Origin of the sequence: Allorhizobium sonneratiae, from assembly GCF_023700755.1 — a bacterium.
Classification (GTDB): Bacteria; Pseudomonadota; Alphaproteobacteria; order Rhizobiales; family Rhizobiaceae; genus Allorhizobium; species Allorhizobium sonneratiae.
The window spans coordinates 181,116-190,834 of record NZ_JAMKOJ010000011.1 but is presented as its reverse complement, the minus strand read 5'-3'; the positions used below and the strand labels follow the sequence as shown (position 1 = coordinate 190,834).

Annotated in this window: 8 protein-coding genes and 3 tRNA genes; 2 read left to right on the top strand and 9 right to left on the bottom strand. The window is 55.7% G+C overall.

Annotated elements, in window-relative coordinates; all coding sequences use genetic code 11:
- The 3 genes from NAC44_RS18575 to NAC44_RS18565 all read right to left on the bottom strand — a co-directional run.
- Positions 1-189 (bottom strand): hypothetical protein (locus NAC44_RS18575; RefSeq protein ID WP_250943050.1); only part of this gene is annotated, 189 nt, incomplete at its 3' end.
- 17 nt (positions 190-206) lie between these two features.
- Positions 207-280, bottom strand: a tRNA-Gly gene (locus tag NAC44_RS18570).
- Positions 281-302: 22 nt separating this feature from the next.
- Positions 303-387, bottom strand: a tRNA-Tyr gene (locus NAC44_RS18565).
- Positions 388-592: 205 nt separating this feature from the next.
- Between NAC44_RS18565 and rlmB the strand changes: the two genes are divergently transcribed.
- Positions 593-1,468 (top strand): 23S rRNA (guanosine(2251)-2'-O)-methyltransferase RlmB, encoded by an 876-nt coding sequence (gene rlmB / locus NAC44_RS18560; protein WP_250943049.1) that lies wholly within the window; start codon positions 593-595, stop codon positions 1,466-1,468.
- Positions 1,469-1,470: 2 nt separating this feature from the next.
- Here rlmB and NAC44_RS18555 read toward each other — a convergent pair whose 3' ends face one another.
- From NAC44_RS18555 to NAC44_RS18545, 3 genes are all read right to left on the bottom strand, one after another.
- A complete protein-coding gene (locus tag NAC44_RS18555; protein ID WP_250943058.1) occupies positions 1,471-1,722 on the bottom strand; it encodes a hypothetical protein in 252 nt (83 codons plus the stop codon).
- An 86-nt stretch (positions 1,723-1,808) separates the two neighbouring features.
- The gene (locus NAC44_RS18550; protein ID WP_250943048.1) at positions 1,809-2,120 is read right to left on the bottom strand and encodes a DUF1476 domain-containing protein; all 312 of its coding nucleotides are present in this window, start codon (positions 2,118-2,120) and stop codon (positions 1,809-1,811) included.
- A gap of 459 nt (positions 2,121-2,579) precedes the next feature.
- Positions 2,580-2,655: transfer RNA gene (locus tag NAC44_RS18545), tRNA-Thr, on the bottom strand.
- A gap of 145 nt (positions 2,656-2,800) precedes the next feature.
- Here NAC44_RS18545 and NAC44_RS18540 point away from each other — a divergent pair.
- Entirely contained in the window at positions 2,801-3,574 is a 774-nt protein-coding gene (locus NAC44_RS18540) for an NAD kinase (RefSeq protein WP_250943047.1), read from the top strand.
- A 58-nt stretch (positions 3,575-3,632) separates the two neighbouring features.
- Here the strand turns inward: NAC44_RS18540 and prfB are convergent.
- From prfB to NAC44_RS18525, 3 genes are all read right to left on the bottom strand, one after another.
- Positions 3,633-4,761 (bottom strand): peptide chain release factor 2 gene (gene prfB, locus NAC44_RS18535; RefSeq protein WP_250943046.1). Its coding sequence is split into 2 segments (ribosomal slippage): positions 3,633-4,691 and positions 4,693-4,761, totalling 1,128 coding nucleotides; the frame shifts between segments, so codons are not numbered across the junction.
- A 104-nt stretch (positions 4,762-4,865) separates the two neighbouring features.
- The gene (locus NAC44_RS18530; protein ID WP_250943045.1) at positions 4,866-7,352 is read right to left on the bottom strand and encodes a penicillin-binding protein 1A; all 2,487 of its coding nucleotides are present in this window, start codon (positions 7,350-7,352) and stop codon (positions 4,866-4,868) included.
- A 410-nt stretch (positions 7,353-7,762) separates the two neighbouring features.
- Positions 7,763-8,959 carry an N-acetylmuramoyl-L-alanine amidase gene (locus tag NAC44_RS18525; protein ID WP_420839983.1) on the bottom strand — a complete coding sequence of 399 codons (1,197 nt, stop codon included), beginning with the start codon at positions 8,957-8,959 and terminating at the stop codon, positions 7,763-7,765.
- Between the last annotated feature and the right edge of the window lie 760 nt (positions 8,960-9,719).

The window sequence follows — 9,719 nt, the reverse complement described above, 5'->3', positions numbered from 1 at the left end:
TGTTAACGTGCGGCTTATTGCGCTCAAACTTACTCTTTGCCATTTGAATGCTTCCTGTGATCGTAAATAGTTGACCCGGCGAACCGGTTTAGCGCCGCCGTTTAAGGCTTTCGGATGGATTGCGCAAGCCATAAATGCAAACAGATGCCGACCAGAGCGGCAAAAGCAAATCGCATCACCGATAAACATAGAAGAGTTAGAAAAACTGGAGCGGGTAGCGGGAATCGAACCCGCGTATTCAGCTTGGAAGGCTGCTGCTCTACCATTGAGCTATACCCGCGGTGTTCGATCCGATGTCGAAATGGTGGAGGGAGTTGGATTTGAACCAACGTAGGCTGAGCCAACGGATTTACAGTCCGTCCCCTTTAACCACTCGGGCATCCCTCCAGTTTTTCGACCGGATCAAGCGACCAAGCTTACTTCTTACGGACCATTGAGCGCCTCGCGTCTCGATCCGTGGCGGCTATATGACGGCCCGCGTTTGAGAAGTCAACACGCCTTAAAGGGAAAAATGTCAGTTTTTATCTAACCACTGATGCCAATTCACAAATGGCGCGCTATAGCTGGCGCATCCGAAAAGACAGAAGACAGCATGACCAAAGATAAAACCAAAGATACATCCGCCCGCGACACGCATTATGCGACGCTGCGCCGACAGGTGCGTGACGCAAAGCGCGAACGCGGCGAGATCCCGACACCCCAGCACGACAAGCGCCGCAAGGCCAAAGGCGACTGGACACCACCATTACTTGCCCCCGATCAGGTCTATCTCTATGGCCTGCATACGGTGCGCGCTGCGCTCGACAACCCAGAACGGCAGAATATCCGCCTCAGCGTCACCCAGAATGCACTGGCCCGACTGGATATCAGCACACCGGAGAGCCTCTCTTTTCCTGTGGATATCGTCAGCCCGCAGGAAATTGACAAGAGGCTTGGTCCGGAAGCGATTCATCAGGGCGTTATGCTCGAAACCCGCCCCCTGCCCGTTCGCCGTCTCGACGCCCTGAAAGACAGTCCGCTGCTTCTGGTGCTCGATCAGGTCACTGATCCACACAATGTCGGAGCAATCATGCGCTCTGCCGTTGCTTTTGCCGCCGGTGCGGTCATCACCACACAGCGTCACAGTCCAACCGAATCGGGTGTCATGGCAAAGTCGGCCTCCGGCGCGCTGGAAATGATTCCCTATATCCAGATCACCAATCTGGCCGATGCCCTGCAGGAACTGCACGAGCTGGGCTTTCAGACAGTGGGGCTTGATTCGGAAGGTCCGGAGCCGCTGGAAACCACATTCCTGGGGGAGAAGATTGCCCTCGTCCTCGGATCGGAGGGCAAGGGTCTGCGACAAAAGACACGGGAAACGGTGACGGCGCTTGCTCGTCTCGACATGCCGGGCGAGATCAAATCGCTTAACGTCTCCAATGCCTGCGCCATCGCCCTTTATGCGGCACGCCAGTTTCTTCTGCGATAAGTCTATTGCGCAAAACTGTGTGTACCCTCAACGCTATGACGATCCACGAGCAAGATCATGTCTGACAATGTCATCAAATTTCGCAAACCGACACCGCCCAAAAAACCGCGTCCCGGCTTGAAGAAAGTCCTTATCCTGCTCGCCGTTGTCGGCTTTTTTGTTGCCGTCTGGGCCTGGTTTGCCTTTATCGCACCCCGATTGTAGAAAAAGGGCGCCTGATCGTGCATCAGGCGCCCTTTTTTCATGGTATCCATCAGATACCGGTTTTCCTGCTCAAGACAAACGTAGACATTGATTGTCTGCCTGGATCAATCTGGATCAGACAGTGTCTCAATCGCCATCAAACGGCGCGAGCCATTTCGGCAAAGGTCGTCTGCAACAGATGGGTCATCTTGTTGTGGATATCGGCAGGCAGCATGGCGATACCGGCCTGCTGAAAATCCTCACTCAGACGCTGAAGCACGCCATTGGGATTTTCCACACCATATTCCCTGAGTTCAACCGCATAGGCTTCCGCATCGCTTTTTTGCATAAGGGCTGCAGCCCAAAGACCGATCAGCGCATTGCGCCGGGCCTCGGCCAGAAATCGCATTTCCTGATCATGGGCAAAAATCGCTTCGAATGTGCTTTCTTTTTCTTTAACGGCGCTCATCGGTCAGTTCCCATCCTGTTTCGTTGTCTGTGCGGCGCTCGATCCGTCACCTCTTGCTTTATAGGAACGACCCCTTGAGGAAGCCTTGAAAAACTAAGTTTAGAAATCAATAAAACTCACATCTATATTCAATCGAGACTGTTAAATGGAAAATAATGCCCACACAATCTGAAGTATATTCCATTCAAAACCAGATCCTGGACGAGATCGCCAAAAGCACGGCGATTTACACTTGATAATACGCATAAACACGGGCGTAACTTTTTAAATATGCTCAATATTGAGATTTGCAAATGGGAGGTGAAGAAAGACATGATGCATGGATGAAATCCAAACTTCACCCAATGCCCATCAATTTGCATAGAGGGCATTGCAACCGAAGGCTTCGCACGCCAAATGCATACTGCGTTGCACATCGCCAGGATGCGACGCAACATTTCATTCACGATATTGGGAAAATGGTGCCCCCAGAGAGACTCGAACTCCCGACCTACTGATTACAAATCAGCCGCTCTACCAACTGAGCTATAAGGGCGTGGCGTCTGACTAGCAGATTCTGCAGGCGTGTAAAGAAAAAATTTGCGTGCCTCCCCGCTGCAGCCGACAATCCTGCAAAAGCCCTTGGCCATAGAGGGATTTATCATGTAGCAAGGAAATCCGTTCAGCAGGTGTCTTGTTCCATGGCGCGTTCTTCCCGTTCGCTTTGTTTTCTCGCCGCCAATACGGCGGAGGCTCTGGCCTCGCGCGAGCAGCTGATTCGCATTTATGGCGACAGTCCTCGTGAAGAAGCTGATGCTTTGGTGGTGCTCGGCGGTGACGGCTTCATGCTACAGATCCTGCATGAAACCATGAATACCGGCACTCTTGTCTACGGTATGAACCGGGGATCGGTCGGCTTTCTGATGAATGATTTCCGCATCGATAATCTGCCCGAGCGAATCGCCATTGCCACGGAAAACGATTTCCATCCCTTGAAGATGACAGCATTCGATGCCGATGGTGCGACCACCACGGCGCTTGCGATCAACGAAGTGTCATTGCTGCGTCAATCCTATCAGGCAGCCAAAATCAGGGTATTAATCGACGCACATGAACGGCTGGACGAGCTGATCTGCGACGGTCTGCTGGTCGCCACGCCCGTTGGCTCCACCGCCTATAATCTTTCGGCCCACGGGCCGATCCTGCCGCTGGAATCGCCCCTGCTGGCTTTAACGCCGGTCTGCCCGTTCCGTCCGCGTCGCTGGCGTGGCGCGCTCCTGCCCGACCGGGTCAAACTGCGGCTTGAGATTCTCGAATCAGAAAAACGCCCGGTCAATGCCGTCGCCGACAATGTCGAAGTCAAATCCGTCCTGCAGGTGGATGTAGAACAGGCAGAAGATATCACCGCTCGTATTCTCTCCGACCCCGACCATTCCTGGTCGGAACGGATCCTGGCTGAACAGTTTGCCAACTGAAAACGCCGCGTCAAAGACGCGGCGTTTCAAGATTATCTGCGTTTGTGGAAACGGTTATTCAATCGATATCCGCCACAGCATCGGCCTTGCCGCTGATGCGATGGGCAAGCGCCGCTTCCATGAACTCGTTGATTTCGCCGTTCAAGACGTCATCGGGTGCCGTACTTTCCACCCCGGTGCGCAGGTCCTTGACCAGCTGATAGGGCTGTAGCACGTAAGACCGGATCTGGTGACCCCAACCGATATCGGTCTTGGAGGCGGCTTCGGCATTGGCAGCCTCTTCCCGCTTCTTCAGCTCGGCTTCGTAAAGACGGGCGCGCAACATGTCCCAGGCCTTGGCCCGGTTCTTGTGCTGGGAGCGTTCCTGCTGACAGGCAACGACGATACCGCTGGGAATATGGGTGATGCGCACCGCCGAATCGGTGGTGTTGACGTGCTGTCCACCTGCACCGGAAGACCGGTAGGTATCGATACGGCAATCGCTTTCATTGACATCGATCTGGATCGATTCATCGACCACCGGATAGACCCAGATGGACGAGAACGAGGTATGGCGACGGGCATTGCTGTCATAGGGCGAAATCCGCACCAGACGATGCACGCCTGATTCGGTCTTCAGCCAGCCATAGGCATTGTGGCCCTTGACGAGAATGGTGGCGGATTTAATCCCCGCCTCTTCGCCGTCATGCACTTCCAGCACCTCGACCTTGAAGCCGTTGCGCTCGGCCCAGCGGCTATACATGCGCAACAGCATATTGGCCCAGTCCTGGCTTTCCGTGCCGCCTGCCCCGGAATGAACTTCCAGATAGGTATCGTTGCCATCGGCCTCGCCGGACAGCATGGCTTCGACCTGCAACCGTCCCGATTCGGCCTTGAGCGCCTTCAGCGCATCTTCCGCCTCGCGCACGACGCTGTCGTCGCCTTCCTCCTCACCCATCTCGATCAGCTCGATATTGTCTCTGAGCTGCTGTTCGAGATGCTTGACGCCGTTTATGCTTTCATCCAGCTGCTGGCGCTCGCGCATCAGCTTCTGAGCTTCAGAGGCATCGTTCCACAGATTGGGATCTTCCGCCTTGTTGTTCAACCAGTCCAGTCGTCTTATCGCCTGGTCCCAGTCAAAGATGCCTCCTCAGCAGGCTTATGGCCTGCTTGATTTCATCAACCACGTTCTCGATTTCGTTACGCATTCCGTCCTGTCTCTCAGGTCTTCATAAAAGATGGTGGGGCCGGTGAATAAGGTCCCTCTCCCCGGATGTAAAGGCCGGGGATAAAAAAGCCAAGACGATCAGGCTCAAAACAAACCCGGCGTTCCCGACTGGATGGCCTGATTGGCCTGTGGCGAGGTTTTCAGGATTTCCTCGGGCTGCATATTGCTGTCCATGCCGATAACGGAGATGCTGTCGGCCGGTCCTGTGCCGGGTTTGAAGGCCTCGACGATGGTGTCGGGATCACCTTCCTGCGCCGCCATGCCGGTCTTGCGGTTGACGGCGATCAGCTTCATGCCGTCCGGAATCTTGAACTTGCTTGGTGGCGTGCCCTTGACCGCATTCTGCATGAATTCATTGAAGACCGGTGCCGACATCGAACCACCTGTCGCAGCCCGGCCCATCGGTGTCGGTGTATCGTAACCAATATAGACGCCCGCCACCAGATTGGGGGTAAAGCCCAAGAACCAGACATCCTTGGAATCATTGGTCGTACCGGTCTTGCCCGCCACATCGCGATCGAGCTTGACCTTGCCCGCCGCCGTGCCGCGCTGGATGACACCCTGCATCATCGAGGTGATCTGATAGGCGGTCATCGGGTCGAGAACCTGCAGGCGATTATCGGCCACGACCGGCTCCGGCTGATTATGCCAGTCAGGAGAATTGCAACCTTCGCAGACCCGCTCCTCATGCTTGAAAATCGTCTTGCCGTAACGATCCTGAATCCGGTCGATCAGGGTCGGCTTGATCTGTTTTCCGCCATTAGCGATGACAGCATAGGCCGACACCATGCGCAGGACCGTGGTTTCGCCAGCACCGAGCGACATGGAGAGAACCGGCTGCATGTGATCGTAAATGCCGAAACGTTCGGCATATTCGGCCACCAGATCCATGCCCATGTCATTGGCAAGCCGCACCGTCATCAGGTTACGCGAATGCTCGATGCCGTATCGAAGCGTCGCCGGCCCGACAAAGCCACCGCCGTCATTTTGCGGCTTCCAGATCTGACCACCGGATTCAAACTCCACCGGCGCATCCAGCACCACAGAGGCAGGCGTATAGCCGCTGTCGAGGGCTGCAGAATAAACGAAAGGCTTGAATGACGAGCCGGGCTGGCGCATGGCCTGGGTGGCGCGGTTGAACTCGGACAGCGAGAAGGAGAAACCGCCGACCAGCGCCAGCACGCGGCCCGTATGCGGGTCCATCGCGACAAAACCGCCCTGCACCTTCGGCACCTGTTCCAGCTTATAAAGATTATCCGCCTTATCGTTGCCCTTAGCTTCGCCCCCCTTCGTGTCGCTAACCTTTTCGACATAGATCACATCGCCGGGGCTGAGCACACCTTCTGGCGATTTCGTTGACTTGTGATCCTTCCGGGCCGAACGGAACGCCCATTCCATATCGGAAGCCTTGATGATGCCGGTCTTGCGGTCGCTCACAAGATGGCCCTGATCATCCCGCCCCGGCTGCAATCCGATCTCAACCTCCGATCGGGAGACAGCCAGCACCACGGCAATCTTCCACTCCGGCACATCGTCAAGCGTGGGAATATCGGCAATCGCCTGTCCCCAGTCCGATCCGAGCGTGACGGATTTGATCGGCCCGCGCCAGCCGCGCTTCTGGTCATAACTCACAAGGCCGTCCTGCAATGCCTTGCGGGCAAAATTCTGCAGGCGTGGATCGAGCGAGGTGCGCACCGACAAGCCGCCTTCATAAAGCGTCTTCGCCCCATATTTGTCGATCAGCTGGCGACGGACTTCCTCGGAAAAATACTGCGAGGCAAAAACGGTACCGCTATCGCGGCGCATCTTGACACCAAGCGGCTGCTTTTTCGCCTCTTCTGCGTCAGAGACGGTGATATAGCCGTTTTCGGCCATACGGTCGATGACCCAGTTGCGTCGCTCAAGCGCTGCCTTTTCATGGCGGAAGGGATTGTAATTGTTCGGCCCCTTCGGCAGCGAAGCGAGATAGGCGGTCTCGGCGATGGTCAGTTCCGTCACCGGCTTATCGAAATAGGTCAGGGCCGCAGCAGCGATGCCGTAGGAATTCATCCCGAAAAAGATCTCGTTCAGATAGAGTTCGAGAATCTTATCCTTGGAATAGGTCTGCTCGATGCGGAAGGAGAGAATGGCCTCCTTCACCTTGCGGTCGAAGGTCTGGTCGGCGCTGAGCAGAAAGTTCTTGGCCACCTGCTGGGTGATGGTGGAAGCCCCCACCGGACGCCGTCCCGAGCCCAGATTGCGCAGATTGACCAGAATGGCACGCCCCAAACCCCAGACATCAATGCCGGGATGAGTGTAGAAATTCTTGTCTTCCGCCGAGATGAAAGCCGCCTTCACCCGGTCCGGTATCGCCTGGATCGGCAGGAAGATCCGTCTTTCATGGGCATATTCGGCAATCAGCGCCCCGTTTCCGGCATGAATGCGGGTCATCACTGGCGGCGCATACTGGCTCAGCACCTCGTAATCCGGCAGGTCCTTGCTGACAGTTGCCAGATAAACCGCTGCAGCCGCAGCCGCAGCAAGTGCGCCGGCACAGGCCAGTCCGAAGAAATATCCGATCAGTCTTATCATCGTAACGCTACCGGCCTCGGCTTTCGGTTCGCATGGTGCCTGTCTTCGGCTCCGTTTGTTCTGTGGCGTTTTGCATAGACCCTACGCAATTACAAGGCGGAACGACAATCAAGCCCGTTTCTGCTCAGCAGGTTTCGCAAAACTGTCCCACGGCTTTCCGGTGAGACCCAGCGTTGAAACAAAACCAAAGCAGGCAAAGTGTTGGCCTGAAAACGAAAGCCTGCTTAGCGCTTTCCTGCGGTTTTGCAATACAGGCGTTTATGGCAGCAGAAACATTCTCTGCCTTCCTGTCTGGCATGGTCAATGTGCGCAAATTAGGGCCAATTTACCATTGTGAACAGACAAGCCCATCAACTTTGCATCCCCATGCACAGAAGACCGGGCACCATGCAGCCAAGGCTGGTCAAACCCTACCCCTTCCCTGCGACAAGCGGCGCCCGATAGGCCTTGACCGCCTCGACCAGAAGGCTGACCACCTTCGCCCGCCAGGCCGGATCGAGCAGAAGCTTCTCATCCTGTCTGTTCGACAGAAAACCCAGTTCGATCAACACAGATGGCACATCATCCGATTGCAGCACCCTGAAACCTGCCGAGCGATGCGGATTGTTGATCAGATTGACCTGCCCCTTGAAGGAGGAGACGATGGCATTGGCCAGACTGATGGAAAAGGCCTGCGTTTCCCGCCGGGTGAGATCCTGCAGAATATCGTTCACCGCCTCCGGTTCATGGCTGACGGTGACGCCACCGATCTCGTCGGATTTGTTTTCCCGGTCGGCAGCTTCCGCCGCCAGATGGTCAGACGCCTTGTCGGAGAGCGTATAAACGGTCGCTCCACGGATCGATGGCTGGTCGAGCATGTCGGCATGGAGCGAGATGAACAGATTGGCGCCCTTCTGCCGGGCGATGGTGACCCGCTCCGGCAACGACAGATACCGATCCGTATCGCGGGTGAGAAAGGCCTCAATCCCGGGCTGTTTGTTGAGCGCTGCCGCAAAGGCTTTGCCGAAGGCAAGCGTGATCCTCTTTTCCGGAACATGTGTGTCGAGACTGATCGCCCCGGTATCGATGCCGCCATGACCGGGATCGACCGCAATGACGAACTTGCCTGTGGAGGGCGGAGGATCCTGCGCCAGCCGTGCCTGTCTACCGCTGTTATAGGCGGCAGCGTTCCAGCCGCCTGCCGCCACCAGCTTGTCAAATGTCTTCTGGTCGGTCATTTCGGCGTCGATGGTCAGGCGATAGCCGCCCCCCTCGCCGTTTTCCGCCACATCGGTGGCCATGACCTTGGCCGGGCGACTCATATTCAGCACGATACGCGCATGGCTCGCATCGATGGCGCCATACCGGATATCCCTGAACAGGCCAACCGGCTGTAGCGCCGTCTGCGGCAGGGTGAAATCGGTCGCAGGAAGATCGATGACCACACGATCGGGATGGCCGATATAATGCACCGTGGCATCGGGTTTACGATCGAAATCGAAGACAAGCCGTCCGCGCGCATCGTTCGAGGCAACGCGCGCCGCCGTTACCGCAAGCGGCATGTCGGCAAGCGCGGGAAAAGCCGCAGCAAACATCAGCGCGAAACAGCAAAACCCGCGCAAGACCATCACGAAGACACTATGACGCACAACCAGACAAGTCCTCGCAAATCCAAAACCCGGCACGCCAAAGCTTTCCTTTTCTGTTGCTCATTTTTCATCGTTATCATTGAGCCAGAGTGGCACAGGCCATGTTCAAAGGCCAGTCACCTCTTTCTCATCTGCGGGTGCTGCCCGTCCCGCACCCGGCATAGCTGTCCTTACGCCAGCTCTAATCTTATGGCTATATCAATATTATGGCAGAGCCTTCTTTGGCGCTTGCCAAGGGATCAGAGACAACTTAAAACAAAGATCAAGGGTTAAAATTGTCAGCGGGATAGAATCGTCGTGACGGCAGCCAACGCATAGTCCTGGCGCCTGATGTCAGACACTTCATCCGCCGCAGGATATTTCGATCCGAACATGAATTGAACCGCCGGATTATCCGGCACAGGCGGGGTTGCCGGAAGACGATAAGCGTTTTTCGGAGAAAACTTTGTAAAACAAATAACTCCAGGCAGATATTCAACACGTTGATGAACTGTCTGCTTGGGCCGGGTGTGTTTTCACCCACCGCTCCATGGAGCATTCATTGGGCCTTTCAAGGCCTTTGGCATTGTCGCTTTTGTCTGGTTTTTGATGTCGTTGCAGCAGTCTGTGTTTGACGTCTTTATTCCAAGGGTCGCAACCGGCCCGGAATATTATCGTCTGCTGACCGGAAAAATCATGGGGACAAGAGCAGTTTTATCCGGCGCAGCAGGCAGAAGACCGATCCGGCATGGCATTCGCC